Annotated in this window: 26 protein-coding genes; 13 read left to right on the forward strand and 13 right to left on the reverse strand. The window is 68.1% G+C overall.

Annotated features, from left to right (window positions below):
- Positions 1-4 precede the first annotated feature (4 nt).
- Positions 5-1,489: an aldehyde dehydrogenase family protein gene (locus CAL11_RS21100; RefSeq protein ID WP_086094144.1), complete on the forward strand. Its 1,485-nt coding sequence runs from the start codon at positions 5-7 to the stop codon at positions 1,487-1,489.
- 29 nt (positions 1,490-1,518) lie between these two features.
- On the opposite strand, the gene CAL11_RS21105 is transcribed toward CAL11_RS21100, so the two are convergent.
- The 4 genes from CAL11_RS21105 to CAL11_RS21120 form a co-directional block, all read right to left on the reverse strand.
- Positions 1,519-2,496: a Bug family tripartite tricarboxylate transporter substrate binding protein gene (locus tag CAL11_RS21105; protein ID WP_086094145.1), complete on the reverse strand. Its 978-nt coding sequence runs from the start codon at positions 2,494-2,496 to the stop codon at positions 1,519-1,521.
- A gap of 67 nt (positions 2,497-2,563) precedes the next feature.
- Entirely contained in the window at positions 2,564-3,313 is a 750-nt protein-coding gene (locus CAL11_RS21110) for an SDR family NAD(P)-dependent oxidoreductase (RefSeq protein ID WP_086094146.1), read from the reverse strand.
- Between the two features lie 96 nt (positions 3,314-3,409).
- Positions 3,410-4,075 (reverse strand): Crp/Fnr family transcriptional regulator, encoded by a 666-nt coding sequence (locus tag CAL11_RS21115; RefSeq protein WP_244172860.1) that lies wholly within the window; start codon positions 4,073-4,075, stop codon positions 3,410-3,412.
- Positions 4,076-4,141: 66 nt separating this feature from the next.
- A complete protein-coding gene (locus tag CAL11_RS21120) occupies positions 4,142-4,984 on the reverse strand; it encodes an IclR family transcriptional regulator (RefSeq protein WP_230590281.1) in 843 nt (280 codons plus the stop codon).
- A gap of 229 nt (positions 4,985-5,213) precedes the next feature.
- Here CAL11_RS21120 and CAL11_RS21125 point away from each other — a divergent pair, with 229 nt between their 5' ends.
- The 9 genes from CAL11_RS21125 to CAL11_RS21165 are packed head-to-tail and all read left to right on the forward strand — an operon-like array spanning position 5,214 to position 13,972.
- On the forward strand, positions 5,214-6,320 hold the full coding sequence (locus tag CAL11_RS21125) for an LLM class flavin-dependent oxidoreductase (protein WP_086094148.1): 1,107 nt from the start codon (positions 5,214-5,216) through the stop codon (positions 6,318-6,320).
- 31 nt (positions 6,321-6,351) lie between these two features.
- A complete protein-coding gene (locus CAL11_RS21130; RefSeq protein ID WP_033462815.1) occupies positions 6,352-7,428 on the forward strand; it encodes an ABC transporter substrate-binding protein in 1,077 nt (358 codons plus the stop codon).
- A 27-nt stretch (positions 7,429-7,455) separates the two neighbouring features.
- Positions 7,456-8,271, forward strand: coding sequence for an ABC transporter ATP-binding protein (locus CAL11_RS21135; protein ID WP_015064578.1), 816 nt, complete (start codon positions 7,456-7,458; stop codon positions 8,269-8,271).
- Positions 8,272-8,286: 15 nt separating this feature from the next.
- Positions 8,287-9,072: an ABC transporter permease gene (locus tag CAL11_RS21140; protein ID WP_086094149.1), complete on the forward strand. Its 786-nt coding sequence runs from the start codon at positions 8,287-8,289 to the stop codon at positions 9,070-9,072.
- A 7-nt stretch (positions 9,073-9,079) separates the two neighbouring features.
- Positions 9,080-9,688 carry an NADPH-dependent FMN reductase gene (gene ssuE / locus CAL11_RS21145; RefSeq protein ID WP_033462817.1) on the forward strand — a complete coding sequence of 203 codons (609 nt, stop codon included), beginning with the start codon at positions 9,080-9,082 and terminating at the stop codon, positions 9,686-9,688.
- A 7-nt stretch (positions 9,689-9,695) separates the two neighbouring features.
- Positions 9,696-11,153, forward strand: a complete 1,458-nt coding sequence (locus CAL11_RS21150) for an aldehyde dehydrogenase family protein (RefSeq protein ID WP_086094150.1) — start codon at positions 9,696-9,698, stop codon at positions 11,151-11,153.
- A 39-nt stretch (positions 11,154-11,192) separates the two neighbouring features.
- Entirely contained in the window at positions 11,193-11,636 is a 444-nt protein-coding gene (locus CAL11_RS21155) for a hypothetical protein (protein ID WP_033462819.1), read from the forward strand.
- Between the two features lie 17 nt (positions 11,637-11,653).
- Entirely contained in the window at positions 11,654-12,487 is an 834-nt protein-coding gene (gene hutG / locus CAL11_RS21160) for an N-formylglutamate deformylase (protein ID WP_167382550.1), read from the forward strand.
- 3 nt (positions 12,488-12,490) lie between these two features.
- On the forward strand, positions 12,491-13,972 hold the full coding sequence (locus CAL11_RS21165; protein WP_086094152.1) for an amidase: 1,482 nt from the start codon (positions 12,491-12,493) through the stop codon (positions 13,970-13,972).
- A gap of 40 nt (positions 13,973-14,012) precedes the next feature.
- Here CAL11_RS21165 and CAL11_RS21170 read toward each other — a convergent pair whose 3' ends face one another.
- From CAL11_RS21170 to CAL11_RS21195, 6 genes are all read right to left on the reverse strand, one after another.
- Positions 14,013-14,771 carry an enoyl-CoA hydratase/isomerase family protein gene (locus tag CAL11_RS21170; RefSeq protein WP_086094153.1) on the reverse strand — a complete coding sequence of 253 codons (759 nt, stop codon included), beginning with the start codon at positions 14,769-14,771 and terminating at the stop codon, positions 14,013-14,015.
- A 22-nt stretch (positions 14,772-14,793) separates the two neighbouring features.
- Positions 14,794-15,966: an iron-containing alcohol dehydrogenase family protein gene (locus tag CAL11_RS21175; protein ID WP_086094154.1), complete on the reverse strand. Its 1,173-nt coding sequence runs from the start codon at positions 15,964-15,966 to the stop codon at positions 14,794-14,796.
- 8 nt (positions 15,967-15,974) lie between these two features.
- Positions 15,975-16,946, reverse strand: coding sequence for a Bug family tripartite tricarboxylate transporter substrate binding protein (locus tag CAL11_RS21180; RefSeq protein ID WP_086094650.1), 972 nt, complete (start codon positions 16,944-16,946; stop codon positions 15,975-15,977).
- Between the two features lie 99 nt (positions 16,947-17,045).
- Positions 17,046-18,308, reverse strand: a complete 1,263-nt coding sequence (locus CAL11_RS21185; RefSeq protein WP_208617563.1) for a CaiB/BaiF CoA transferase family protein — start codon at positions 18,306-18,308, stop codon at positions 17,046-17,048.
- Positions 18,309-18,365: 57 nt separating this feature from the next.
- A complete protein-coding gene (locus tag CAL11_RS21190) occupies positions 18,366-19,145 on the reverse strand; it encodes an enoyl-CoA hydratase-related protein (protein ID WP_086094156.1) in 780 nt (259 codons plus the stop codon).
- Complete coding sequence (locus CAL11_RS21195) at positions 19,142-20,149, reverse strand: hydroxymethylglutaryl-CoA lyase (RefSeq protein WP_086094157.1); 1,008 nt, start codon at positions 20,147-20,149, stop codon at positions 19,142-19,144. Before CAL11_RS21195 ends, CAL11_RS21190 begins: the two co-directional genes overlap by 4 nt.
- Before the next feature lie 173 nt (positions 20,150-20,322).
- On the opposite strand from CAL11_RS21195, the gene CAL11_RS21200 reads away from it, so the two are divergent.
- Positions 20,323-21,009 carry a TetR/AcrR family transcriptional regulator gene (locus CAL11_RS21200; RefSeq protein WP_086094158.1) on the forward strand — a complete coding sequence of 229 codons (687 nt, stop codon included), beginning with the start codon at positions 20,323-20,325 and terminating at the stop codon, positions 21,007-21,009.
- Positions 21,010-21,107: 98 nt separating this feature from the next.
- Here CAL11_RS21200 and CAL11_RS21205 read toward each other — a convergent pair whose 3' ends face one another.
- Positions 21,108-21,869 (reverse strand): nitroreductase, encoded by a 762-nt coding sequence (locus tag CAL11_RS21205; RefSeq protein ID WP_086094159.1) that lies wholly within the window; start codon positions 21,867-21,869, stop codon positions 21,108-21,110.
- Between the two features lie 261 nt (positions 21,870-22,130).
- Between CAL11_RS21205 and CAL11_RS21210 the strand changes: the two genes are divergently transcribed.
- Together CAL11_RS21210 and CAL11_RS21215 are read left to right on the forward strand one after the other, a co-directional pair.
- A complete protein-coding gene (locus CAL11_RS21210; protein WP_086094651.1) occupies positions 22,131-22,937 on the forward strand; it encodes an enoyl-CoA hydratase/isomerase family protein in 807 nt (268 codons plus the stop codon).
- A gap of 45 nt (positions 22,938-22,982) precedes the next feature.
- On the forward strand, positions 22,983-24,404 hold the full coding sequence (locus CAL11_RS21215; RefSeq protein ID WP_086094652.1) for an MmgE/PrpD family protein: 1,422 nt from the start codon (positions 22,983-22,985) through the stop codon (positions 24,402-24,404).
- Positions 24,405-24,468: 64 nt separating this feature from the next.
- Here CAL11_RS21215 and CAL11_RS21220 read toward each other — a convergent pair whose 3' ends face one another.
- Entirely contained in the window at positions 24,469-25,080 is a 612-nt protein-coding gene (locus CAL11_RS21220; RefSeq protein ID WP_033462825.1) for a TetR/AcrR family transcriptional regulator, read from the reverse strand.
- Between the two features lie 164 nt (positions 25,081-25,244).
- The gene (locus CAL11_RS21225; RefSeq protein WP_086094160.1) at positions 25,245-26,216 is read right to left on the reverse strand and encodes a Bug family tripartite tricarboxylate transporter substrate binding protein; all 972 of its coding nucleotides are present in this window, start codon (positions 26,214-26,216) and stop codon (positions 25,245-25,247) included.
- Positions 26,217-26,300 lie beyond the last annotated feature (84 nt).

Below are 26,300 nucleotides of genomic sequence, written 5' to 3' on the forward strand. Positions count from 1 at the left end.
GGCGATGACAATCGGCGCACGCCTGCAACACGTCATCGATGGCGGTCCGTGGCCGTCGATCCACTGCAATGGGCGGGTCGGCTCGCTCATCGGCGGCGACATCGTGCCGGGCGACGGCGCGGCGATCGAGGTCCTGGACGCATCGACCGGCGAACCGCTGTTCCGTTACCTGGACGGCTCGGACGAGTTGGTCCGGCGCGCGGCCGAAAGCGCCGCGGCGGCGCAAGTCCGTTGGGCGGCCATGCCGGCGGACGGACGCGCCGCCGTGCTGCTTGCCGTGTCGGCGGCGATCCGGGAAAACCTGGCGCGCCTGGCCGAACTGGAAGCCGTGACCGCCGCGCGCCCCATCAGGGACTGCCGCGCCCAGGTCGACCGGGTCGCCGACATGTTCCAGTACTACGCGGGCTGGTGCGACAAGTTCTACGGCGATGTGATTCCCGTCCCCAACCAGTACCTCAACTACACCGTGCGCGAACCCATCGGCGTGCTGCTGCACATCGTGCCGTGGAACTCGCCGCTTTTCATGGCCGCCTGGCACCTGGCGCCCAGTCTGGCGACCGGCAACGCCGTCCTGCTCAAGCCCTCCGAACTCACGCCCCTGAGCGCGATAGCGCTGGTGAGGATCGCGGAATCGGCCGGCCTGCCGACCGGCCTGGTGGCGGTGCTTGCCGGGTTGGGACACACCATGGGCAACGCCGCCATCGAGCATCCCCTGGTACGCAAGATAGGCTTCGTCGGCTCGCCGGAAACCGGCGCCAAGGTCGCGGGCGCCGCCGCCCGCATCGTCAAGCCCTGTGTGCTGGAACTGGGCGGGAAGTCGGCCAACATTGTCTTTCCCGACGCCGACCTCGACCAGCTTTGCGAAGCGACCGTCAAAGGCATGTTCATCGGCGCCGGGCAGACCTGCGTCGCGCCGTCGCGGCTGATCGTGCACCGCTCACTGGAGCAGCAGGTCGTCGAGCGCCTGCTGGACGCCGCGTCGACCCTGGTAATGGGTTTGCCCGAACTCGACAGCACCGCGATCGGGCCCATCCACAATCGCCGTCAATTCGACCACGTCAACCGCATGATCGAACAGGGCAGGCGCGATGGCGCCCGGTGCCGCCAGGCGGGCAACGCCGTGCCGCAGCGCGGCCTGTATGTGCCGCCCACCATTTTCACGGGCGTGGCGCGCGATGGCGCGCTGGCCCGCCAGGAAGTGTTCGGGCCCGTCATGGCCTGCCTGCCGTTCGACACCGAGCAAGAGGCCATCGACCTCGCGAACGATACCGAGTTCGGCCTGGCCGGCGCCGTATGGACCCATGACGTGAAGCGGGCCCATCGCGTCGCCGCCGCCGTCAACGCCGGCACGCTGTGGATCAACACATACAAATCCACCGACATCCGCTCTCCGTTCGGCGGGATCGGGCTCAGCGGCTACGGCCGCTCCAGCGGCCGCGAAGCGCTGCAGGAATACACCCGCCTGAAAAGCATCTGGGTCGCGACATAGGGCGTCTGGCCGCGCCGCCATCTGCCGCCTCAGTCCAGCTTGACGTTGGCCGCCTTGATCACGTCCGCCCAGCGCTGCATGTCCTGCGCCAGGAAGGCCTTGAACGCCGCGCCGTCGGTGACCTCCGGCACGAAGCCGGTGGCGCCGATCTTCTCGACCACGCCGGGGTCCTTGAACGCGTCGATCGTGACCGCCGAAACCTTGGCCAGCACCGCCGGCGGCGTGCCGGCCGGCGCGAACAGCGCCGTCCAGGCGTCGGCCTCGACATCGCGCACGCCTTCCTGCGCCAGCGTGGGCAGGCTGTCGAGCTGCGGCGCGCGGTCCTTCGAGGCCACGGCCAGCGCCACGATCGAGCCGTCCTTGATGAAGGGCAGGACGCTGGGCAAGGTGGCGAACGACACATCCACGAACCCGCCCAGCAGGCCCTGCGCGACCTCGCCCGAGCCCTTGTATGGAATGTGGGCCATCTTCACGTCCGCGCTGCGCATGAACATCTCGGCCACCAGGTGCGAGGCCGAGCCATTGCCGCTGGAGCCCACGTTCAGGTTCGCGCCGGGCTTGTTGGCCAGCTCGATCAGGCCGCGCACGCTGTCCACGCCCAGGTTCTTGCGCACCACCAGCACGTGCTGCATGCGCGCCAGCCCGGCGATGGGCGTGAAATCGCCCAGCGCGTCGTACGGCAGGTTGGGATAGAGCGCCGAGTTCGCGCCATGCGTCTGGTTGGTGCCCAGCAGCAGCGTATAGCCGTCGGGCTGCGCGCGCGCCACTTCCTGGGTGCCGATGATGCCCGAGCCGCCGGGCTTGTTCATGATGACGGCCGGCTGGCCCAGGTTGTCGTTATAGGTCTGCGACACCGTGCGCGCCACCGATTCCAGCGCGCTGCCGGCCGGATACGGCACCACGATGCGGATCGGCCGCGTCGGGTAGGCGTCCTGCGCCAGCGCCTGCGGCGCCACCACGGCCAGCGCCAGCGTCGCGGCGGACAGGGAACGGAACAGCGATTTCATTACAGGTCTCCTCCAGTGCTTGCCCGCCTTCCCGGACGGGCTTCGATATCGGCGCGCACGCCGGTGTTCATACAGCCAGGAATCCGCCGTCGACCGCCAGCACCGCGCCGGTGACATAGGCCGACATCGGCGAAGCCAGGAATGTGACGGGCCCGACCAGGTCCTGCGGGCTGCCGAAGCGGCGCATCGGAATGCGCGCCATCAGCGCGCCGCGCCGCTCGGGGTCGTCCCGGCTGGGTTGCGTCATGGCGGTTTCGATCACGCCGGGCGCCACCGCGTTGACGCGGATGCCGCATGGCGCCAGCTCCAGCGCCAGCACCTTGGTCAGCATCTGCGCGGCCGCCTTGGACGTCGAATAGGCGATGGACTGCGCCGATGCCCGGCTGGCCGCGATCGAGGTGATATTTACCACCGCGCCGCGGGTGGCCGCCAGGCTCTCCAGGCAGGCCAGCGTCATGTTGCGCACGCCATCGACGTTCACGTCCATGGCCTGGCGCCACAGCGCGTCGCGCTCGCCGCCGTCGAACGCATGCCTGGGGCGTACCCCCGCGTTGTTCACCAGCACGCCGAGCGCCCCCATGTCTGCGCCGACCTGGCGCGCCACCGCGGCGCAGCGCGCCGGGTCGCGGACATCCAGTTCGTAGGCGGCGGCGCGCGCGCCCTCGGCGCGCAAGGCCTCGGCCGTGCGGCGCGCGCCGGCCAGGTCGATATCGCACACGGCCACCGCCGCGCCCTGCGCCGCCAGCCCGCGCGCGATCGCCGCGCCATTGCCCTGCGCGGCGCCCGTCACCAAGGCGATTACATTGTCCAGCAGCATGCCGCCCGCTTCCCCGTGAAAACCATCACTGTAGGAACAAAGCAGGCGGCGCGTTGTATCGCGCGCTACAAAACCGGGGGGATTTTCACGCCGGGCTCAGAACGGCCCCAGCCGCTCGCGCAGGCGCCCGGCGTCGCGGATCTCCACGCCCTTGCCGCGCGTGGCGACCAGCCCCTCCTCGGCCATGGCCTTCAGGGCGCGGGTCACCGTCACCCGGCTCAGGCCGGTCATGCTGGCCAGCTGCTCGTGCGTCAGGCGCAGCGAGCGGGTCTCCTCCGAGCCCGCCGCGATGCGGCCCAGCAGGCCCTCGAGCCGCTCGCGCGGACTGGCCGAGGTCGCGCGCAGCAATTTGCCGATGAGAATGCGATGCTTGATGCCCAGCAACTGGATCAGCGACACCGCCAGACCAGGCTCGCTGGCCAGCACCGGCAGCAGCTCGGAGACGCGGTACTCGGTCACGACCGCGGGCGTGACCGCCCTGGCCGTGACATAGCGCGGCTCGTCGACGAAGGCCGAGGCCTCGCCGAAGATCGCCTCCGGCCCGAAGATCTCCAGCAGCAGGACGCCGCCGTTGGCGCCGTGCACGACCGTGTGCAGGAAACCCGAGCGCACCAGGAAGAAACTGTCGTGCACGTCGCCCTGCCGGTAGAGCGCCTGGCCTTCGGCGTACGCGCGTACCCGTCCCAGGTCGGTGCGCAGCAGCCAGCCCGCGCCGAATTTGCGCGACGTGTCCCAGGACGAATAATTGACATCGATAGCCACGGCCCTTCCTGCGTGCAAGCGCGCCGGGCGGCGCGCCATCGCAGGTTACCCGAAAAGCCGCGCGCCTCAGCCGCCGCGCCGCTGGCTGGCGATCTGCGCGCCCAGGCAGGCGGAGATCCTGCCGGCGGCCTCGACCGCGCATTCGATCATCGACTCGACGGTCGGGCCGCTGCTGATCTGCGTGGGCCGGCCGACGCTGACCGCGGCGATGACCCGGCCGGTGAAGTTGTAGACCGGCGCCGCCACCGACACCGTGCCGCGAAACGAGCCGTCCTCGGAAACGGCATAGCCCTGCTGGCGGATCTGCACGATCTCCTCGATGACCGTGTCGCGCCTGGAGATATCGAAGGCCGAAAAGCGCTTCTCGGCGTATTGCCCCAGCTTCTCCAGGATCTCGTCGTCGGCCAGGTCGGCCAGCAGCACCTTGCCCATCGCGGTGGTCGCCAGCGGCACCTCGGAGCCGGGCGCGATGCGGATGTCGTAGTGGCCATAGTCCTGGATCGTGATCAGGTAGATCACGCTCAGGTCGCGCATCACGCCCAGGAACGCATTGAGCCGGTGGGCGTCGACCACGTTGCGCAGCACCGGCGGGGCGCAGGTCTCGATGCGCGCCGAGCGCAGATAGGTGCGCCCCACTTCGAAGGCTTCGTAGCCGATCCGGTACTTGCCGGACTCGGGGTTCTTCTCCAGGTAGTTCAGCTCGGAGAGCGAACTCACCAGCCGGTGCACCACCGCCACGGGCAGCCCCACGTCGCGGGCCAGTTCGCGCACGCCGATCTCTCCGCCGCAGTGCGCGACGTGGCTCAGCACCCGCAGGCCCTTGGTCATCACCTGGCTTCCGCCCGACTCGGCCCCGCCTTCCTCCTTGCGGGTTTTGCTCCCGTCTGCCGCCACTGTGGCTTCCTCCATCTTATGTTCCGCAAAATCGTTCCGATTATAGAAACAATCGTTCCGCCTTTCAAATTACGAGGCGCATCACCAGCATACAAGCCCCTTCCGCCGCCCAGGGCGGAGTAATGGGAAACCCTATATTGACGCTGGCACGCGCAGCGGCGATGATGCGCTCATCTTATTCGGAACGATGTTCCTATATTAGGAACACTCAACACAAGCTGCATTATTTATAGCAGGAGTTGCCATGAAGGTCATTCTTTTCCATGAGGCCATCTGCCCGGCGGGCACCACGTGGGCCCAGCGCATGAAGGAAGTCGTGGACGAGGCCGTCCATGCGGAAGCCTGCGGGTTCGACGGCTACGCCATGTCGGAACAGCACTTCGCCAGCGGCGAGGCCATCACCTCGGCGCCGGAGATCGTGCTGCCCTACGTGGCCGCGCGCACCACGAAGATGCGCCTGCGCATCGCCTCGGTCAATCTGCTGCCCTACAACCACCCTATCCGCATCGTCGAACAGATGGCCACGCTGGACCTGCTGTCGGGCGGGCGGGCCGAACTGGGCGGTGCGCGCTCGAACAACCCGTACACGCTCGACGCCTTCGGCGTGGACGCCAAGCTGACGCGCGAGTACCGCGACGAGTTCCTGGCCATCATCGGCAAGGGCTTCACCCAGGAAAAGCTGGAACACCAGAGCCCCTACTACAACATCCCGCCGCGCCGCATGTCGCCGTGGCCGGTGGGCCGGCGCCCGGTGCCGGTGCACCTGTCGGCCACCAGCCTCGAATCGCACGAGGAAGCCGGCCGGATGGGCGTGGGCGCCATGAGCGGCCTGAGCATCCTGGGCTGGGAATACGCGCAGGCCTGCATCGACGCCTATCGCAAGGGCGCCGAGAACGCGCAATGCGTGGCCGGCTCCATCACCAAGCGCCAGGCCCTGTTCTCGGTCGGCGTGAACTGCCACGCCGATCGCGCCACGGCGCTGCGGCAGACCGAGGAAAACACCCTGCGCTTCGTGGAAGTCATCATGGACTGGATGACCAAGCTGGCCAAGCGCTCCGAAGGCTATGAGTACTTCGCCCAGATCGAGCGCATCCGCGCCAACATGGACAACCTGCAATACCTCATCGACAACGCGCCCTACATCATGGCCGGCACGCCCGACGACCTGATCGAACGCTGCCGCCGGCTGCACGAAATGGGCATCGACGACCTGATCTGGCGCATCGACGGCATGGGCCACGAAACCAACAAGAAGGCCCTGGAGCTGATCGGCAAGGAAGTGCTGCCGGTCGTGCAGAGCTGGCCCGAACACGCGTACTCGACACCCAGCTCGACCTGGAACCAGAGCTGATTTCACGCCGGCATACGGCCAAGGGGAAGAAATGAAAGCATCGAAACTATTCATCGCCGCCGGCGTGGCCGCGGCACTGGCCGGCGCCGCGCCGACAGCCGCCAGCGCGGCCGACAAATTCGTGTTCGCCTGGCCGTCGGCCATCAACTCGGGCGTGGCGCCGCTGTCCTACGCCAAGAAGCTGGGCTACTGGCAGGACGAGCGCATCGACCTGACGGTGCAGGTGCTGACCGGCTCCGGGGTCATCGTGCCCCAGCTGCTGGCCGGCAACATCCAGGGCGCCTACTCCAGCCTCGAAACCCTGGTGGTCGCGCGCCAGCCCGGCAAGCCCGATTATCCGATCCTGTTTCCCTATAACTACCTGCGCAACTCGATCTGGGAATTCGCGGTGCTGAAGGACTCGCCCATCCAGTCCTTCGCCGACATGAAGGACGCGACCATCGGCGTGCTGGGGCTGACCTCGGGCAACATTTTCATGTCGCGCGCCATCCTCGCCAGCCAGGGCGTGCCGGCCGGCGACGTCAAGTTCCTGGCCGTGGGCACCGGCGCGGCCGCGTTCGACGCCCTCAAGACGCGCCAGGTGCAGGTGCTCAACCTGTTCGACACCGCCCACGTGCGCGTCGAGCAGAACGGCATTCCGATCCGCCGCGTGCCGCTGCCCGCCGCCTACCAGGGCCTGTCCAGCCACGGCATCTCCGTCACCCGCAAGCTGTATGACGAGAACCCGGACCTGATCGCGCGCTTCGGCCGCGCCCTGACCAAGGGCACCGTGGCCTGCCAGGCCAACCTGGAGAGCTGCATCCGCGCCTATTGGGACGACTACCCCGCGATGAAGCCGCGCCCCGACCAGGAACAGGCCACCCTCGAGCGCGAGAAGGAAGTGCTGAAGGTGCGCATGGCCAACCTCAATTACTTCCGCGACGGCCAGCCGCGCCAGTACGGCGCCTTCTCGCAGGAAGACTGGACGATGCTCATCGAGGCGCTGAAGCTGGGCAACGAAGTCACCAAGACCGACATCCCGCTGGACACGCTTTATTCGAACAAGCTGGTCGCCGAATACAACAAGTTCGACGCCGACGCCGTGGCCAGGCAGGCCCGGGAGCATTGAGAACGCCGTACGCCAGGAAGCAAGCCCATGACTGAACAATCCGGGGGGCCGTCGGTCCCCCAACTCCAGATCGACGCGCTGTCGGTCACTTACGAAACGCGCCGCGGCAGCCTGCTCGCCGTCGACAACATGACGATGAGCGTGGGCCGCAAGGAATTCGTCGCGGTGCTCGGCCCCTCGGGCTGCGGCAAGTCCACCCTGCTCAAGATCGTGTCGGGCCTGCTGCGGCCCAGCGGCGGACAGGCGCTGCTGGACGGCAGCCGGATCGAAGGCCCGCGCCGCGACGTCGGCATCGTGTTCCAGCAGCCGGTGCTGCTGCCGTGGAAAACCGTCGTCGAGAACGTGCTGGTGCCGATCCGCGCGCTGCGCCTGAACGAGAACGAGCACCGCGGCATCGCGCTGGACCTGCTCAGGCTGGTCGGGCTGGAGAAGTTCGCCGACCACTATCCGCGCGAGCTTTCCGGGGGCATGCAGCAGCGCGTGGGCATCGCGCGCGGCCTGGTGCACAACCCCCGCCTGCTGCTGATGGACGAGCCGTTCGCCGCGCTCGACGCCATGACGCGCGAGCAGATGTCCGAGGAGCTGCAAAGCATCTGGATGGAAACGGACAAGGCCGTGCTGTTCATCACCCACTCGATCCACGAAGCCGTCTTCCTGGCCGACCGCGTCATCGTCCTGTCCGAACGCCCCGCCAAGGTCATCGACGATGTCGTCATCGACCTGCCCCGCCCGCGCCAGTCCAACATCGCCTCCAACCCGCGATTCGGCGAACTGTGCGCGCATCTCAAGAGCCACTTCACCACGGCTGCCAATCGCACGGAAAGCCCCGTCGCGAATCATTGACGGGAACACACACCCATGGGAAATCGATTCTCCAACGTCCTGCTGCCCCTGGTCACGCTCGTGCTCATCCTGGGCTTCTGGGACATTTCGGTACGCTGGCTGGGCATGCCGGCCTATCTCCTGCCGCCGCCGCTGGACGTCTTCCGCGCGCTCTGGCATGGCTACTCCACCGGACTGCTGTGGCCGCACCTGCTGACCACCACCGCGGAGACCATCGGCGGCTTCGTGCTCGGATGCAGCGTGGCGCTGGTCGTGGGCGGGCTGGTGGCGGAATTCCGCCTGCTCGAACGCATGGTCTACCCCTACGTCGTCGCGCTGCAATCCATGCCCAAGGTCGCGCTGGCGCCCCTGCTCATCGTCTGGTTCGGCTTCGGCCTGATGTCCAAGGTGGTGCTGGTCGCGCTCATCTGCTTCTTCCCGATGTTCGTCAACGTGGTCACGGGGCTGCGCAGCGCCCGCCAGGAACTCATCGACCTGTACACCGCCTTTTCCGCCAGCCGCTTCCAGATCTTCCGCGACATCAAGCTGCCCTCGGCCCTGCCCTCCATCTTCGCGGGCTTGCAGATCGCCCTGGTGCTGTCGCTGCTGGGCGCGGTGGTGGGCGAGTTCGTGGCGTCGCAGAAAGGGCTGGGCAGCCTGATCCAGGCCGCCTCGCTGAATTTCGACCTGCCCATCATGTTCGCGTGCATCCTCACCCTGGCCTTCATGGGCGCCATGGCGACGCTGGTGGTGAACTGGGCCCAACGCCGCCTGCTGTTCTGGCACGAAACCACGGCCGGACAGGACCGCAAAGCAAGGTAAGACCATCATGATCGACGCAAGAATCGTGGCCATCTCGGCCAGCCCCTCGCCCACTTCCAAGACCGCGCTGTTCGTCGACCACGTGCTGGCGCAACTGGGTCCGCGCGGCCGGCAGGCCCGCCACATCCGCGTGCGCGACATCGATCCGCGGGCGCTGCTGGCCGGCGACTTCGGCGACGCGGCGCTGCGCGAGGCCGCCGCGCTCATCGAGCAGGCCGACGCCGTCATCGTCGCCACGCCGGTCTTCAAGGCGTCCTACTCCGGCCTGCTCAAGGCCTTCCTGGACGTGCTGCCGCAGTTCGCGCTGGCCGGAAAGTCGGTGCTGCCGCTGGCCACCGGCGGCAGCGTCGCCCACGTGCTGTCGGTCGACTACGCCCTGCGGCCCGTGCTGCAGTCGATGGGCGCGCGCCACGTCATCCAGGGCTACTTCCTGGCCGAAAGCGACGTCCTCGCCGCGCCCGGACCGTTCCGCATCCAGAAGCCGGCCGAAGAGAAGCTGGCCGAAGTGCTGCACCACTTCCGTTGCGTGCTCGACGCGCCCGTGGCCGACACCCTGCTCGGACACCCACGCCCCAACCGCTCGCCCGGCGCGGCGGCCCAGCTCGGCTGCGCCTAGGAAGACCATGACCGCATCCCCTGACATCGGCGCCTGCGCCTACATCGGCGGCCGCTGGACCGAGGCGCCGGCCGCGCGCACGTTCCGCACCGCGCTGCCCCACGACACGCGCCAGAGCGGCCGGGAATTCGGCTGCGCCACGCCGGCCGAGGCCGACGCCGCCATTGCCCACGCCACGGCCGCCGCCGCTGCCTGGGCCGCCACGCCGGCGCTGCACCGCGCCGAGCCGCTGCGCAGGGCCGCCGCGCTGCTGCTCGAGCGCCTGGACGACCTGGCCCGCCTGCTCGCCCTCGAAGCCGGCAAGCCCCTGCAGGAGGCGCGCGGCGAAGTGCTCGCCGCGGCGGGCTTCCTGAACGCCTACGCCGGCTGGCCGGCCTGGGGCGGCCAGGGCGCCGTCAAGCGCAACGGCGCGCTGCGCATCGTCCAGGAAAAATTCCCGCGCGGCGTGGCCGCCATCATCACGCCCTGGAACTACCCCCTGTCCAACCCCTGCCAGAAGATCGGCGCGGCGCTGATAGGCGGCAACCCTGTGATCTGGCGGCCGTCGGTCTGCACCCCTGCCGTGTCGCTGGCGTTGATCGAAATCATGCACCAGGCGGGCTTTCCCGGCGGCGTCTTCAATGCCCTCATCGAGGACGGCGAGGCGATCTCGCGCGCCCTGGTGGCCAGCGAGGCCGTCGCCGCCGTCAGCTTCACCGGATCGACGCGCGTCGGCCTGCAGGTGGCCGCCGCCGCGGCCGGCCGGGGCGCGGCCGTGCAGTGCGAGATGGGCGGCAAGAACGCCGCGGTGGTCATGCCCGACGCCGACCTCGATCTCGCCGCCGAACGCATCGCCTTCGGCGCCTTCGGCTTCGCCGGCCAGAAATGCACCGCCGTCAGCCGCGTGCTGGTCCACCGCCACGTCGCCGACGCCTTCCTGGAACGCCTGCTGGGCATCGTCCGCGGCCTGCGGCCCGGCCTGCCGCACCAGGAGGAGTCCTGCCTGGCCCCGCTCATCTCGGCGCGCCAGCGCGACCTGCTGGTCGACGCCATCGCCCAGGCGCGCGAACGCGGCGCCCGCCTCATCGAAGGCGGCGCCCCCATCGAAGACGCCCCCTATGCGCACGGCAACTACCTGTCGCCGGCGCTCATCCAGGTGCATTCCGTCGATGACCCGCTGTGGACCGACGAATACTTCGGCCCGGTCCTGGCGTTCCGCGTCTGCGACGACCTGGACCAGGCCATCGCCGAAGTCAACGCCACGCGATACGGCCTGGGCGCCGCCCTGTTCAGCAACGACGCGCGCGCGATCGGCCGCTTTGCCGACCAGGCGCAGGCCGGCGTGGTGAAGATCAACGACGTGCCGCCCGGGCTGTACCCGCACGTCTCCACCGGCGGCTGGAAAGCCTCCGGCCTTGGCCCCAACGAACTGTCCGAAGACGGCGTCGATTTCTTTCTGCACAAGAAATCCGTCTACCTGGCCTGACGCCGCCACCCCACGATTTGCATTGAAGGAGAACACGCCATGGCACACGATCCGATCGAAGTCTGGAAAAGGATGCCCATGAAAGTCTGGCCCGAGCGCTACTGGCTCATCGACGTGCCGGCCGAGCACGGCGAGGTCGCCGCGCGCGCGCTGGCCCACAGCCAGGGCAGGTACGTGGCCGTCATCCGCGACCAGACCGGCTTTTCCCTGGTCGTCGACGAGCAGACCTGGGCCGGGCACGGCAGCGCCCAGGCCGAGCGGCAGAAATTCGGCCCGCTCAAGGTGATCTCCACCGACGGCCCGCTGCCGTTCGACGTCACCGGCTTCATCAAGGCCGCCCTCGAACCGGTCAACACGCTGGGCATGAAGGCCGCCCCCCAATGCGGCGCGGCCGCCGATCATTTTTTCTGCGCCGAGGCCGAGGTCGACAAGGTCGTCGCCGTCTTCGAACGCTTCACGGCCGGCTTTGGCGCCGCCCGATGACCCGGCGGCAGACGGACATGGCGCAGCCATGGCTGACCATCCACGAAGGCGGCTCGCCGCTGGTGTGCAGCATCCCCCACGCCGGCAGCTGGATCCCGGACGAGCTCAGGGACGACTTCGTCTCCGGCTGGGACGCCGTGCGCGACTGCGACTGGTGGGTCGACCGGCTCTACGATTTCGCGCGCGACCTGGACGCCACGCTGGTATGCACCAAAGTGTCGCGCTCGGTCATCGACGTCAACAGGCCCGCCGACGGGCGCTCGCTCTACCCCGGGCAGGCCACCACGGGGCTGTGCCCCACCACCAACTTCGACGGCGCGCCGCTGTACCGCGCCGGCCGCGAGCCCGATGATGCCGCCATCGCCCGGCGCAAGGCGCAGTACCACCAGCCCTTCCACGCGGCGCTCGCAAGCCAGATCGCGCGGCTGCGCGACCGGCACGCCGCCGTCGTGCTGTACGACTGCCACGCCATCCGCTCGCGCATCCCGCGCCTGTTCGACGGACAGCTGCCCGCCCTGAACGTCGGCACCAACGACGGCGCCAGCTGCAGCCCGGAACTGCAGGCCATCGTCGCCGAGGCCTGCAGCGCCAGCGGTCGCGACTACGTCGTCAACGGCCGCTTCAAGGGCGGCGCCATCACGCGCCAGTACGGACAGCCCGACGCCGGCGTGCACGCCATCCAGATGGAACTGGCATGCCGCGCCTACATGCATGAACCCGCCGACGCCCCCAGCGAGGACAACTGGCCCTCGCCGTGGTCGGCCGACGCATCCGCCGCATTGCGCGCGACCCTGCAAACCCTGCTGCAAGCCCTGCGGGATTGGGCCGCGCGCCAGAAACCGAATCGCTGATTTATGCAAGCAAGCCACATCATTGACTACCTGAAGCTCGATGCGGTCGAGCTGTCCGAGCACATCGCGCGCGGCGACATGACCGCCGAGCACGCCATGCGCTGCGCCCTCGAGCTGGCCGGCCGCTACGACGAACCCTACGGCGTGCTGTGCCATGCCCACCCCGAGGCCGCGCTGGAAAGCGCGCGCCAGGGGCGCCCCGGCACCCGCTTCGCCGGCGTCCCCTTCCTGCTCAAGGATTCGGGCCTGCCCTCCACGCGGCTGCCCTCCAGCGTGGGATCGCGCCTGTTCTCCGATACCCGCTACGCCCAGGATTCGACCCTGGCCAGCCGCCTGGAGCAGGCCGGGCTCATTCCCTTCGCCCGCACCCGCGTCTCCGAGCTGTGCATGGCGCCGACCAGCGAGGCCGTGCGCTACAGCGGCCCCACGCGCAATCCCTGGGCGCCCGAGCGATCCGCCGGCGGCTCCAGCGGCGGCTCGGCCGTCGCCGTCGCGCTGGGCATCGTACCCATGGCGCACGGCAGCGACGGCGGCGGCTCGGTGCGCATCCCCGCCGCCTGTTGCGGCGTGTTCGGCTTCAAGCCCTCGCGCGGCCTACTGCCGGTCGGCCCCCTCAAGGGCGAGAGCCTGGGCGGCATGGCCACCGACGGCGTGCTCAGCCAGACCGTGCGCGACAGCGCCGCGCTGCTCGACGCGGTCAGCGGCTACGAACCGGGCAGCCCCTATGCCTCGCCGGTATGCGCCAAGCCGCTGAGCGCCAGCGTCGTGCCGGCCATCGGCCGGCCGCGCCTGCGCGTGGGCGTATGGCGCGAAGCCTGGAACGGCGTGCCCATCGCCCAGCCCTGCCTGCAGGCCGTGCAGCAGGCCGCCGACCTGTGCCGCGAACTCGGCCACGAGGTCGTCGACCTGCCGCTGCCCAACTTCAACTACGACCAGTTCGTCGACGCGCACGCCACCATGCTGGCGACCACCATCGCCCGCCTCGTCGACGCGCGCCTGCGGCAAACAGGGCGGCCTCTCGCGGACGGCGACCTCGAGCCCGCCATCGCCGACGGCTACACTCTGGGCAAGCGGATCGACGCCATCACCTACGCCGGCGCCGTCGATTGCTTCCACGGCGTAGGCCGCGCCATCGAACGCGCCATGGCGTCCTGCGACCTCATCCTCTCGCCCGCGCTCACCACCCTGCCGGTCAAACTGGGCACGCTTACTCCCGTCGGCGGCTTCCTGGACTTCCGGCGGCGCGTCTCGGAATACACCACCTTCCTCGCCATCATCAACGCCTCCGGCCAGCCGGCCGCCAGCGTTCCGCTGCACTGGACGGCCGACGGCCTGCCCGTGGCCGTCCAGCTCATCGGCCACTTCGGCCAGGACGACCTCGTCATGCGGCTGGCCGCCGAACTCGAGCGCGCCGCCCCCTGGCATGGCCGCCTGGCGCGCTTTCGCGGCGAGGCGTACGCCCAGGCCCTCGAACGCGCGGCTTGAGCGCCCCGCCGGCAAGGCGGGCGGCCATGCACCGCCCGCCTCACTTCTTCAGGAAAGCGCCGATCGCCTGGCGGGTTCCCTCGGTCGAGAACAGAAAGCTCTGCGCGGCCGCCTCCATGTCCAGCGTGGACTCCAGCGTCGACTCGAAGCTGCGGTTGAGCATGCGCTTGATCATCTGCAGCGCCTGAGGCGATTTCAGGGTCAAGGCCCGGGCCTTCGCGCGCACTGCGTCCATCAGGGCATCGGCCGCAAACACGCCATTGATCATCCCCCACTCCAGGGCCTGCGGCGCGCTCACGCGCTCCGCGAAGAAGCACATTTCCTTGGCGCGCGCCAGGCCCACCCTTCTGGGCAGGTGATAGGCCGATCCCTGGTCGGGCGCCAGCCCTATGGCCGAGAAGCTCTGCATGAAATACGCCGACTCGCTGGCGTATATCAGGTCGCTTCCCAGGGCCAGGCTGCAGCCGGCCCCCGCGGCCGGCCCGTTGACCGCGGCGATGACCGGCTGGGGCAGGTTGGCGAAGGCCCTGAACCACTGGTGGCTGACGCGCGTGATCAGGTCATTGAGCTCTTCGCTGCTGCACTCGAACTCGCTGATATCGCCGCCGGCGCAGAAAGCCCGCCCCGCGCCGGTCAGCACCACGACCCGGATCGCCGTGTCGCCGGCAATCCGCTGCAGGCACGCCGTCATCTGCTTGCGCAGCGCCAGGCTCATGGCATTGAATTTTTCCGGACGGTTGAGCGTCACCTGGCAAATGCCGTCCTCGACGCTGACATCGAGATTGTCGAAATCCATCATGTCTCCAAATTTCCAGCCCGGCTTACCAGGCATCGCGCAATACGGCCTCGATCTGGTCCGGATGGTCGATCCGGACAGGGTTGTTCCGCAGGTACCAGTCCCGCATGGCCACGGCGGCGATATCCGGCAGGCGCTCGCGGGCGACCCCGGCATCGCGCAATCGCGACGGGTACCCCGTGACCGCCGCCAACTGCGTCAGCGCCCGCGCGACGGCGGCCACGCCCGCGTCCGTACCGCCGCCATCCACCCGCAGGGCCGAGGCCAGCAGTTCGATCCCCCGCCTGGCCGACGGCGCATTGAAGCGCAGCACATGGGGCAGCACGATGGCGTTGGCGATACCGTTGTCGATGTGGAACATCGATGAAATCGCGTGCCCGATGGGAATGCACATGCCCGCGCCGGTATGGTCGCTGCCCTGCCCGGCCTGGATCGCATACCAGATCAGGTCGCGGCGCTCGGCCGGCGATGCCAGGGCGCCGCCCCGCGCCAGGCTGCGATGGATGCCCCCGGCGGCATGCACCAGGGCCGCATCCGACAAGGGATGGGCCGTCCTGGACAGTAGCCCCTCGATCGCCAGCGTCAGCGAATTGAAGGCCGCGCTGTGCAGCAGCGCCAGCGGCGCGCTCGCCGTGAACGCGGGATGCAGGAACACGCTGCGGGCCCGGGTCTTCGGATCGAACAACGCCATCCGCGCCCCGCTCGCTTCATCCAGCATGGCACTGCCCGCCTTGGGGATGGCGGTGGTGGGCGTGGTCGGCACGACGATCTGCGGCATCTTGCCCGCCATCAGCCGGGGGCTGCGCATACTCCCGTCGTCCAGCCATTGCGTGCACAACGCGGCGGCATCTGCGTCCTCCGCGCAGAGAATGCTGGCGGCGCGCGCCGTCACGATGGCCGAGCCGCCCCCCACGGCAATGACGCACTGCGTACCGCTGGCGCGCAGATACTGCGCCACGGCCTGCACGGCCGACAGCGGGCTGTGCGGCCTGACGTCGGCGCATATCCCGTCCAGCCGGCTTCCCAGCGGCTGGCGTATCAGCGCGAGCAGCCGTTCGTCGCTGGCCATCGAGCGGCCGCAGACGACCACCGCGCTCGCGCACCCCAGCCGGTCCAGCTCGGCCGGCAGCGCCTCGAAGCACCTCTCTCCCTCGAACGCCCGCATCTCCGGGGTGTGATACCTGGCATAGGGCGGCATCGCCCGCCTCACTGGACCGTCATGCCCGTCGTTTCCACGATCTTGCGCCATTTCGCGATCTCGCTCTTCTGGAAGTTGTCCATTTCTTCCATGCTGCCCGGCTGGACGATCCAGCCATTGCGGGCCAGGAAGTCGGCCACCGCCTGCTCCTTCACGATGTCGTTGAACATGGCGTTCAGGTACTTGCGCCGGTCCTCGGGCACGCCCTTGGGCGTATAGGCGGCGATCCATCCCAGGAATTCGTAGCCCTGCACGCCCTGCTCGGCAATGGTCGGCACGTTCTCCAGCCCCGGGATCCGGGTCCGGGTCGACACCCCGATGGGTTTCACCTGTCCGCCCGTGATCATCGGCTGCGCCGCGATGGAGTCGGCGAACACCACGTCCACCTGGCCGCCGACCAGATCCGTCAGGGCCGCCGGAACGGATTTATAGGGCACGTTCATCAGGTCCACGCCGACGTACGACTTCAGGAGTTCGCCGCCCGCCTGCGACGACGAATTGCCCGAGCCGAACGTCATCGGGCGCGGGCTGGCCTTCGCGGCCGCGATGAAGTCCTGGACATTGTTGATATTGGAATCGGCCCTCACCACCATCACGACGCCGCCGACGCCGACCAGGCCGATCGGATCGAAGTCGGCCACCGGGTCATAGGGCAGCGACTTGTACAGGCTGGGGTTGGCGCCATGCGTGGTGCTGGTGGTCAGCAGGATGTTGTAGCCGTTGGCGGTCGCCTTCTTCGCATGCTGCGCGCCGATGATGCCGTTGGCGCCGGCCTTGTTTTCCACGATCGCCGCGAGCCCCGTCTTCCCGGTAATGGCCTTGCCGATGTGGCGCGCCAGCAGGTCGGTGCCGCCGCCGGCGCCGAACGGAACGATCAGCGTGAATGGTTCGCTGGGATAGGGTTGGGCCTGCGCCTGGCTTGCGGCGCCCGCCAGGCAGGCCAGCGACGCCGCGATCAGCGCGACAACTTTACGGTGCATTTTTTTCGTCATGTTCATGATAGGGATACGGGGCAGGCTACGGGCGCCAGGTTCATGCGGCGCACGGAGCAGGCCGGCGTATTTGTCTCCTTGGTTGAGTCAGATCACGCCTTTTTCTTCCAGCCGCCGGATCTCGGCGTCGGAAAGGCCCAATATGTCCGCGTACACCGATGCGTTGGCCTGGCCCAGCGCCTGGGCCGGCACATCGAATTGCGCGTGGCATTCCGAGAAACCGATGGGCAGCCCCATGCCGCGCACCGTGCCGCCATCGGGAGTCCGCAAGTCGGTGATGGCGCCGCTGCGGTGCAGGTCCGGGTCGTCCAGCATCTCCAGCGGCGTGCGCACCCGCGCCGCCGGTACGCCGCGCTCCTGCACCAAGGCCTGTTCGACAAAGGCGACCGTCTTGTCCCGCGTCCACGCGGACACCAGCGCAGCGAGCTCGGCGGCATGGCGCATCCGCGTGCCGCGGTCGGCAAAGCGCGGGTCGCGCTTCAGGTCGGCCCGGCCCATGGCGTCGAGCAGGCTGGCGAACCAGTCCGGGTGCACCGCCGCGATGGCGATATGGCCGTCCACGCACTCGTAGGTCCCGAACGGCACCAGGCGCTCGTGGTTGTTGCCGGTGCGCATGCGGAAACCCGCCTGGGCCAGCACATCGAAATGCTCCTCGGCCACCCAGGACGACAGGCAATCGAGCATGGACACCTGGATCTTCTGCCCCTTGCCCGTCCTGCCCCGATAGATCAGGGCCGCCAGTATGCCGTTGACCATGTACAGCGGCGCCAGCAAGTCCGCCACCGGCACCCCGCAGCGCATCGGCGGCCCGGCCTCCTCGCCGGTCACCGCCATCAGGCCCGACAGCGCCTGCACCAGGATGTCCATGCCTTTGAGGTTCTGGTACTTGCTGGGCTCGCCGAAGGCCTTGATCGACGCATAGATGATGCGATCGTTGATTGCCCGGACACGGGGATAGTCCACGCCCAGGCGCTCGCTGGCGCCTTCGCTCAGGTTCTCGATGAATACATCGCTTTCGCCCACCAACCTGGCGAACAGCGCCCGCCCCTCCGGATCCTTGATGTTGAGCGTAATGCTCTTCTTGTTGCGGGCGCGGTTGAGCAAGGTCAGCGACACATCGTCGCCGCCCTGCTGGCCGAAATTGACGCCGCCCGGCCCCATGAACGGCGGATTGCTGCGGCCCAGGTCGCTGCCGCCCGGCGCCTCGACCCGGATGACCTCCGCGCCCAGGCCGCCCAGCAGCATCGAAGCGTACGGGCCGGCCAGCGCCACGGTCATGTCGAGGACGCGAATGCCTTCGAGCAGCCGATGAGATGAAATAGACATGAAATCAACCAGGTGTGTAAACAATCAAGCGACAGCGGCCCAGCCGGGCGCCGGCATGGCCCGCCCGTCCGCGCTCGGGCACTACCTGCCCAGCCATACCGGCTTCCTGCCTTCGGCAAACGCGCGCGGCCCTTCCTCGGCGTCCTCGCTTTCGTAGGCCGGGCGATGAATGCGCCAGGCCATCTCCAGGCCCGCATCGCAGCCCGCGCTCATGGCGGCCAGGATGGATTGCTTGGCGCACGCCACGGAAAGCGGTGCGTTGTCGCGGATGGCGCGGGCCAGCGCCAACGCCTTGGTCCGCACCTCCTCCGGCGTTTCGCCCAGGTCGTTGACGAAGCCCAGCTCGCGCAGGCGCTCGATGGGCATGAGGTTGCCGGTCAGCATCAATTCCATCAGCACCGGCTGCGGCAGCATCCATACCAGCGGCACGCCCCACGGCGAGCCGCGGCCCACCTTGCTTTCGGTGATGCCCGCCTTGGTGCCGGCCAGCCCCACCCGCAGATCGCAGTTCAGCGAAAGCATCATGCCGCCCGCCATCAGGTGCCCGGTCATGGCGGCGACGATCGGCACTTTCACCCGGCGCATGCGCGCCTGGAACGGATCCTTGAACGACCGCACGACGTCCTCGCCCGTTTCCTCCCGGACACGCGCGGCCTCCTTCAGGTCCATGCCGGCGCAGAAGGTGCCGCAGTCCGCCGAAGTGAGGATGGCCACGCGGATGTCCGGACGGCGGTCGATGGTTTCCCAGGCCTCGTACAGCCGGCTGTTGACCTCGATGTTGATGGCGTTGCGCTGCGCCGGCCGGTTGATGGTCAGCGTGGCGATCCCGTCGTCCACCGAGAAAAGCAGCGCATCGCTCATGCCGGCTCTCCGGCCTGGGCCAGGCGCAGCGCGGCGCGCTGGGCGTCCAGCGAATCGCTGTGCATGACCTTGCCCGACAAGGTGCGTCCGATGATTTCCTCGGCCAGGCGCGACGCCTCGATGAGCCGATCCAGGTCGATGCCCGTCTCGATGCCCAGCTCGTGGCACAGCTGCACCATGTCCTCGGTGCAGATATTGCCCGCGGCCTGCATATTGGTGTGATTGCAGAACGGGCAGCCGCCCAGGCCGCCGATGGAGCTGTCGAACAGATCCACCCCTTCCTGCAAGGCGGCATAGAAATTGGCCGCGCCCATGCCGCGCGTGTCGTGCAGGTGCAGCCCCACGCGCATCCCCGGCGCCCGTTCGCGCACGGCATTGACGCGGCGCTTGATCTCCTCGGGGTTGCCCCAGCCCACGGTGTCGCCCAGGAATATGCTGGGCAAGGGGCGCGACTGTTCCTCGCACAGGTCCCTGACGAAATCCACGATGTCCAGCACCGCCTGCAGCGGGACTTCGCCCTGCATCTGGCAGCCGAAGGCGGTCGCGACATAGACGGCCTCCAGCGGCAGTTCCAGGCGGTCGTATATCGCCAGCCACTCCAGCTGCCGCTTTTGCTGGTCTTTGGCGGAGCAGCCATTGTTGGACCATGAGAACGCTTCCGATGCGTACAGCATCATCTTGCCGTCCAGGTCCACGCCGGCGGTCGCCGCCGCCTTCTCGATGCCCTTGGCGTTGAGCCACAGGGCGGTGTGCCGCACGCCGGATTTTTTCTGAATGGCGCCGAACAGCTCGGCCGCATCGGCCATGGCCGGCACCATCCTGGGGTTGACGAACGAGGCCACCTGGATTTTCTTCAGGCCCGTCGCGGTCAACGCATCCACCAGGGCAACCCTGCTGGCCAGCGGATACAGCGCCTTTTCGCTCTGGAAACCCTCGCGGGGCCCCTCTTCATGGAACTCGACAAACTTCGGATACGCCATTTCACCCTCCAATCTAACAATCATTCAGCATAAAAACCACAGAAATCCCGCCAAAGCACCGGAACTTCGTATTTTTTTCTTTTAAATTCAAGCTATAAGGCGTTTAGAATCGATAAGCCAGATCATGAAGCGGAAATGATCCGCCGATCTATTTCAAACGATTATTCAGAAAAGAGATTTTGCTGTCAAGCTAGAATTTGCCCATGCCAGACACAACTTCATCGACAGAGCACACCGAGAGCCAGGCGTCGGAGAAAGGACGCTCCCGTGGTCAGCGCGGGGAAGGCAAGGCGTCACCGGAGACGCGGGATCGCCTGCTGCGCGCCGCCGCGCACGTCTTCAGGCACAAGGGCTACGTGGCCGCCACGCTTGCCGAGATCGGGCAACTGGCGGACCTGCGCCCGGCCACCATCCTCTATCACTTCGCCAGCAAGGAAGCCCTGCTCGAAGAAGTGATGACGGTCGGCCTGGGCGCCCCGCAACAGGAAGTGCAACGGCGCCTGGCCAGCGCCCCCAAGGACGCGACGGCGGCCGACCGCCTCAGGATCGCCATCATCGGGCACCTGTCCGCGCTGCTCATGCACAACGACTTCACGGCGGCCGGCGTGATCAACTTCCACCTGGCCCCGCCGGCATTGCGCAAGCGGCACCATGAGAAACGGTCCGCATACGGCGATGTATGGCGCGAACTGCTGCGGCAGGCGAAGAACGAGGGATACCTCGCCGGCGATGTGGACCTGACCGTGCTGCGGCTGTTCATGATCGGCGGCCTGAACTGGTCCCACGAGTGGTACGACCCCAAGGGCGGCCGGTCCATCGAAGCCATAGGCTCCGACATCGCGCGCATCGTGCTGGGCCAGACCAGCACGCCGCTGTCCGCCTGAGCCGGCGCATCCGGCGCCGGCCGGCGGCCACGCCTTGGCGCGCAAAAAAAACCGCCCCGGAACCGGGGCGGCATGTGCGATCGGCCAGGCCGTAAGCGTTAATCCAGCCAGGCAGTGAAGGAAGCCGGGTCCGCCCGATCCGGACGGAAGGTATTCACGGGCGCATCCACATCCGCGTGGCCCAGCGCCAGTGCGCACACCAGGCGCTCGCCTTGCGCGCCGACGTGCGGCAGGACCACCGACGAGAAGCGATTCCAGGCCGCCTGCACGCAGGTATGCAGGCCTTCGGCCCGCGCCGCCAGCATCACGTTCTGCACGAACATGGCGGTATCCACCAGCGCGCCTTCGGCCAGTATCTCGTCGTTGGTGAAGAAAATCCCCACGGGCGCGCCAAAGAAATCGAAATTGCGCAGCAGTTGCTCGTTCATCCGGACCCGATCGCCGCGGGCGATGTTCAGCACCCCGTACAGGCCGAAGCCGCAGGCGCGCCGCCGTTCGATGTACGGCGACACCCACTCGACGGGGTAGTACTGGTACGGCTCGCGATAATCGTCGGCCAGCGCCGGATCCTCGCTCAGGGCATCGTGCGCGGCGCGCACCTTCTGCGACAGCGCGGCGCGGCTGGCGCCCTGCACCACGTACACTTTCCATGGCTGGTTGTTGGAGCCGGACGGCGCCCAGCTCGCGGCGCGCAGGATACGTTCCAGCGTCTCGCGCTCGACCGGCTCGGCCAGGAACTCGCGGCAGCAGAAGCGGCTTTCGATGGCGGCATACACGCTCTGCGGATCCGCCACGACCGTACGCACGGGCGGCGCCTGCAAGGAGGCGAGCATCAGGTTTTGAGGGGTTTCAGCATTCATCCTTGGGCCATTATTCCGGGTTCGGTGCATCGCCGAGGCACGCCTGGCCTCGAGCGAAACGAGCATACCATCTGCACCCGCACGCAGCCCGCGCGCCGGCGGCTTGCCCGCCGCTGCCGCCAGCGCTGCGCCCAATGTACGGAACGCAGCCCTGCTGTCCCTTGCGCCATCCGTGCGCACGCACTCAAACTCGCTTCAGCCGGCCACGCCCGACGGCGCGGCGCGACGGATACGCATCAACGCTATGGAGCCGTATTGAACATGCGCTACGAAGACTTTGAATTCCTGCTGTGCGAACCCCAGGACGACGGCGTCATGCTGGTCACGCTCAACCGGCCCGACGCCATGAACGCCACCAACGACCGCATGCACTGGGAACTGACCCGGATCTGGGGCGTCGTCAACGACGACCCGGGCGTCAAGGCGGTCGTGGTCACCGGCGCCGGCGAACGGGCGTTCTCGGCGGGCGGCGACCTGTCCGTCGTGGAGGCCATGTCCAACAGCCACGAAACCACCATGCGGGTCATGAAAGAGGCGTCCGACATCGTCTACAACATGCTGGCCTGCGACAAGCCGATCATTTCCGCGATCAACGGCACCGCCGTGGGCGCCGGCCTGGCCGTGGCCCTGCTGGCCGACGTGAGCGTCATGGCCGAGGATGCGAAGCTGACCGACGGGCACGCCCGGCTGGGCGTCTCGGCGGGCGACCATGCCGCCATCATCTGGCCGATTCTTTGCGGCATGTCCAAGGCGAAGTACTACCTGATGACCGCGGACTTCGTCGACGGCAAGGAAGCCGAACGCATCGGGCTGGTGACGTTCTGCGCGCCGCGCGCCGAGGTCCTGCCCAGGGCGCTCGCGATTGCCGCCAAGCTGGCGCGCGGCAGCCAGACGGCCATCCGCGCGACCAAGAAGTCGCTCAACAACTGGCTGCGCACCGCCGGCCCGGCCTTCGACAATTCGCTGGCGCTGGAAATGCTGTGCTTCCTGGGTCCGGACGTCAAGGAAGGCCTGGCCGCGCTGCGCGACAAGCGCGCCCCCGACTTTCCCTCGGCGCGCCTGCCCTGACCCGTCATGCCGCGCAAGCGGCGCCCCCCCTTTCCGGAAGACCGCATGAACGCTGCTGCAAGCCCCGCTTCCCCGCCCGGCGACTGCCCGCCGCTCGAACAGGCCGTGGTGCGCTTCGTCCAGGACCTGAAATACGAGCACATCGACGCGGCGGCGCTGGCCGGCGTGAACCGCCTGATGCGCGACCAGCTCGCGTTGCAGGTCGGCATCTCGGCCATGCCATGGTCCAGGCAATTGCTGGACTACGCGCTGACCCAGCAACGTCCGGGCGCCAGCCGCGTAAGCGCCTCGACCCTGAAAATGAGCGCCGCCGACGCCGCTTTCGTCAATGGCTCGTACGGCCACGGCTTCGAGTACGACGACGCGCACGGCCCCAGCTACAGCCACCCGGGCAGCTGCGTCATCCCCGCCGCCCTGGCGATCGGCGAGGAACTGGGCTCGTCGCTGCGTGACGTCATCACGGCGATGGTGGCCGGCTATGAGGTCTACACGCGCATCGGCCTGCTCGCCGCGCCCGAGCTGCTGCGGCGCGGCTATCACCCGCACTGCACCCTGTCGAACTTCGGCGCCGCCGCCGTGGCCGCGAAGCTGCGCGGCTACGACGCCGAAACCACCCTCCATGCGCTGGCGATCGCGCTCAGCCATACGTCGGGCACCACCGAGTACTCGTCCACGGGCGGCTCCATCAAGCGCATCCATGCCGGCCTGGGCACGCGCAACGGCATGATGGCGGCCGACATGGCGCGGGCCGGCATCACGGGACCGCGCGCCTTCCTGAGCGGCAACAAGGGATTCTTCAGGACTTTCCTGCAGCGCACCGCGGGCGACGCCCCGCAGCAGCGCTTCGCGCCCGGCCAACCCTTCCAGGTCGCGACCGTCTGGCTCAAGGCCTATTGCGCCTGCTACTGCACCCACGCCTACATCGACGCCCTGCGGCCCTATGCCGAGCGTCGCGGCGAGATCGCCGACATACACCTGAAGATCACGCCGCACTTCAATGTGGTCGTCGGCACCGCCAACGCCTGCGCCTACGAACCCGCCAACATCGAGCATGTGCAGTTCAGCCTGCCTATCCAGGCGGCGCTGGCCGTGCAGGGTCTGGGCAACGGCTACCGCGTCCACCGCGACTACCTGGACGGCAAGGTGGACATGGCGCCGGTCATCGCCATGGCGCGCGGCATCCGCATCACCGAGGATCCTGCCCTCGAGGCGCGCCATCCCGGCAAGTTCGTCGCCGACGTGACTGTCACCTTCCGCGACGGCAGCGCCGAGCATGTATTCGTGGCGGATCCGATCGGCACGGACACCAACCCCATGCCCGAGCACGAGCAGGATGCCAAGTTCATGGAGCTGACCGCCGACGCCCTGGGCCAGGCGCGCGCGCGGGCGCTGCTGGCCGCGCTACGGAAGATGGATCCGGCGATGAAGGCCGCCGACTTGATGGCGCTGTGCGAACCCGCGCCATGACGCCACGCCGGCGCCCAGGCATGACCCGATGCCCGGGCGGGGCCGGCCCGCCTTGCGGGCTGCCCTAGCCGCGCTGGCCCACGCCGTCGAAGAACAGGTCGCAAAGCTGCTCGGCAACCTTCTCCAGCGACCCTTTGCGCGGGTTGAACCAGTATCGGATCGATTGCACGCTGCCCAGTATGAACATGCGCGCCAGATGGAGATCGACGTCGCCGCGCAACCGGCCTTCGGCGCGCAGGTCCTCGAGCAGGCCGGCCCACAGTTTCTGGTAGCTCTCGCGCCGCTTGCTCTGGCGCTCGCGCACCTTCTCGGGCAGCTGCTCTATCAGGCTGCTGCTGGCCAGCGTGTACTCGCCATGCTTGACCATGCCGGCCATTTGTCCCAGCACGGCCGCGCGAAAGCGCTCTTCGGCCGTGGCGCCGTCGCCCAGGGCCTCGACCCGCTCCGTCATGTGCTGGATGATGGCAGTGGCGCCGATCTCCATCACCTCGTCGACCAGGTCCTCCTTGGACGGGAAGTGATAGTAGATGCTGGCGGTTTCTATGCCGGCCTGCTGCGCAATGCTGCGCATCGTCGTTCCGGAATAGCCTTGGGCGCTGAAAATCCGCGCCGCCAGCCGCAGCAGATTCTCACGCGTTTCGCCGGCGCCATTGGAACTCGTCTGCCTTCTTGCCATTGCTCTGACTAGTGTAGGTAAGGTGCATAAATTCTAACACCTGGAAGGTAAAAAAACCCAGTGGCAAGGCGCTTTTGGAGCGCCGGCCGCACGCTTGCCGCGCGGCCGGCGGCAAGGCATCGCATGCGCTCATTGCGCCGTCTTGCGATCGCGCGGCGCCGGCGTCACGACCGCTTGACCAGCTCGGCCACCCGCTGCCAGCGCTTGTCCTCGGCGGGAATGCTGGCCTGGAATTCGCGATACTCCATCAGGTCGACATACAGCGACTGGTTGGCGCAGAAGTCCTTGAATTCGGACGAGCGCACGATCCTGGCAAGCGCGTCCGACAGCTGCACGACGATGGGGTCGGGCGTCCGTGCCGGCGCGAACGCGGCCATCCATGACGACACCTCGAAACCCGGAATGCCGCTCTCCACCCCGGTCGGGACGTCGGGCAACGCATCCCAGCGTTGCGGGCTGGTGACGACGAGCGCGCGCAGCCGGCCGGCCTGTATCATCGGCAGCACGCCGGCCGCCCCTTGGCAGGTGAACGCCACGATGCCGGCCGCGGTGTCGGTGACGGCCTGCGTATTGCCCTTGTAGGGAATGTGCCGGGCGCGCGTGCCGGTCAGGTCGTTCATGATGGCGGTGCACAGATGCGATGTGCTGCCCACGCCGCCCGAACCGTAGTCGATGCCATCCGGATTGGCCTTCATGGCGGCGAGCAGGTCGTCAAGCGTCTTGTACGGCGAGTTGACGGGCACGACCAGCGCCAGCGCGGCGCTGCATGCGCGCGCCACGCCCTTGAAGTCCCGCACCGGATCGTAGGTGGCCGCGGCTTCGCCGGAATACAGCGCCGAGAAGTGCGTGATGCCGGTCATGAGCAAGGTATGGCCATCGGCGGGCGCCTTGGCCACGGCGGCGCTGCCCAGCGCGCCGCCCGCGCCGGGGCGGTTCTCGACCACAACCGGCGCGCCGACCAGGCCGGCCAGCGGCGGCGCCAGGAAACGCGCCACGGTGTCGACCGTCGTTCCGCTCGAGGCGGCCACCATGAGCCGGATGGGTTTGTCCGACAGTTGCTGGGCCAGCGCGTGTCGCGACTGCAATGCCACCGGCAGCGCGGCCCAGGTCTTGAGGAAGTGGCGGCGTGTAAACATCAGTTGTCTCCGATGGAGCGGACTTGTCGCGATGCGAGTGTCCGACTGGGTTCTGAAGCACGACTCGATTTCCGTGAATCGATG

The organism is Bordetella genomosp. 6 (genome assembly GCF_002119705.1).
In the GTDB taxonomy this organism is placed as follows: Bacteria; Pseudomonadota; Gammaproteobacteria; order Burkholderiales; family Burkholderiaceae_B; genus Bordetella; species Bordetella bronchiseptica_F.

Coding starts and splice junctions, on each gene's coding strand:
- CAL11_RS21140 (WP_086094149.1), top strand. CDS start 8,287: ATGGGAAATCGATTCTCCAACGTCCTGCTGCCCCTGGTCACGCTCGTG.
- CAL11_RS21120 (WP_230590281.1), bottom strand. CDS start 4,984: ATGGAGGAAGCCACAGTGGCGGCAGACGGGAGCAAAACCCGCAAGGAG.
- CAL11_RS21215 (WP_086094652.1), top strand. CDS start 22,983: ATGAACGCTGCTGCAAGCCCCGCTTCCCCGCCCGGCGACTGCCCGCCG.
- CAL11_RS21220 (WP_033462825.1), bottom strand. CDS start 25,080: ATGGCAAGAAGGCAGACGAGTTCCAATGGCGCCGGCGAAACGCGTGAG.
- CAL11_RS21130 (WP_033462815.1), top strand. CDS start 6,352: ATGAAAGCATCGAAACTATTCATCGCCGCCGGCGTGGCCGCGGCACTG.
- CAL11_RS21190 (WP_086094156.1), bottom strand. CDS start 19,145: ATGAGCGATGCGCTGCTTTTCTCGGTGGACGACGGGATCGCCACGCTG.
- CAL11_RS21150 (WP_086094150.1), top strand. CDS start 9,696: ATGACCGCATCCCCTGACATCGGCGCCTGCGCCTACATCGGCGGCCGC.
- CAL11_RS21135 (WP_015064578.1), top strand. CDS start 7,456: ATGACTGAACAATCCGGGGGGCCGTCGGTCCCCCAACTCCAGATCGAC.
- CAL11_RS21125 (WP_086094148.1), top strand. CDS start 5,214: ATGAAGGTCATTCTTTTCCATGAGGCCATCTGCCCGGCGGGCACCACG.
- ssuE (WP_033462817.1), top strand. CDS start 9,080: ATGATCGACGCAAGAATCGTGGCCATCTCGGCCAGCCCCTCGCCCACT.
- CAL11_RS21210 (WP_086094651.1), top strand. CDS start 22,131: ATGCGCTACGAAGACTTTGAATTCCTGCTGTGCGAACCCCAGGACGAC.
- CAL11_RS21155 (WP_033462819.1), top strand. CDS start 11,193: ATGGCACACGATCCGATCGAAGTCTGGAAAAGGATGCCCATGAAAGTC.
- CAL11_RS21175 (WP_086094154.1), bottom strand. CDS start 15,966: ATGCCGCCCTATGCCAGGTATCACACCCCGGAGATGCGGGCGTTCGAG.
- CAL11_RS21205 (WP_086094159.1), bottom strand. CDS start 21,869: ATGAATGCTGAAACCCCTCAAAACCTGATGCTCGCCTCCTTGCAGGCG.
- CAL11_RS21105 (WP_086094145.1), bottom strand. CDS start 2,496: ATGAAATCGCTGTTCCGTTCCCTGTCCGCCGCGACGCTGGCGCTGGCC.
- CAL11_RS21100 (WP_086094144.1), top strand. CDS start 5: ATGACAATCGGCGCACGCCTGCAACACGTCATCGATGGCGGTCCGTGG.
- CAL11_RS21165 (WP_086094152.1), top strand. CDS start 12,491: ATGCAAGCAAGCCACATCATTGACTACCTGAAGCTCGATGCGGTCGAG.
- CAL11_RS21195 (WP_086094157.1), bottom strand. CDS start 20,149: ATGATTGTTAGATTGGAGGGTGAAATGGCGTATCCGAAGTTTGTCGAG.
- CAL11_RS21110 (WP_086094146.1), bottom strand. CDS start 3,313: ATGCTGCTGGACAATGTAATCGCCTTGGTGACGGGCGCCGCGCAGGGC.
- CAL11_RS21170 (WP_086094153.1), bottom strand. CDS start 14,771: ATGATGGATTTCGACAATCTCGATGTCAGCGTCGAGGACGGCATTTGC.
- hutG (WP_167382550.1), top strand. CDS start 11,654: ATGGCGCAGCCATGGCTGACCATCCACGAAGGCGGCTCGCCGCTGGTG.
- CAL11_RS21225 (WP_086094160.1), bottom strand. CDS start 26,216: ATGTTTACACGCCGCCACTTCCTCAAGACCTGGGCCGCGCTGCCGGTG.
- CAL11_RS21180 (WP_086094650.1), bottom strand. CDS start 16,946: ATGCACCGTAAAGTTGTCGCGCTGATCGCGGCGTCGCTGGCCTGCCTG.